This is a genomic window from Psychrobacter sp. TB20-MNA-CIBAN-0197 (genome assembly GCF_040309765.1).
GTDB classification, from domain to species: domain Bacteria; phylum Pseudomonadota; class Gammaproteobacteria; order Pseudomonadales; family Moraxellaceae; genus Psychrobacter; species Psychrobacter submarinus.
Window position 1 is genome coordinate 1 of sequence record NZ_JBEOPC010001262.1, and the last position, 242, is coordinate 242.

Annotated in this window: 1 protein-coding gene; it reads right to left on the reverse strand. The window is 40.1% G+C overall.

Going from position 1 to position 242, the window contains the following annotated elements; all coding sequences use genetic code 11:
- Positions 1-47: 47 nt before the first annotated feature.
- The coding region (fliE, locus tag AAEY83_RS18015; protein WP_351061424.1) for a flagellar hook-basal body complex protein FliE at positions 48-242 on the reverse strand (195 nt) is incomplete at its 5' end.

The following is a 242-nucleotide window of genomic DNA, read 5'->3' on the forward strand; positions in this document are numbered from 1 at the left end:
GTCTGTAGATTGGTTAGATTGCGCCACAATAATTCTCCACTACCTAATTAAACAGGCATGTTCATGATTTCTTTATAAGCTTCAACAAGTTTATTACGAACCTGTACTGTAGCCTCAAAAGCAACTGACGATTTTTGAGAAGCAATCATCGCCTCAGCAAGCGATACACTTCGATCACCCATTTCAACCGCTTTTACTTTTTGACCTGCATCTTGCTGTAAACCGTGCACTGTATTTAGTGC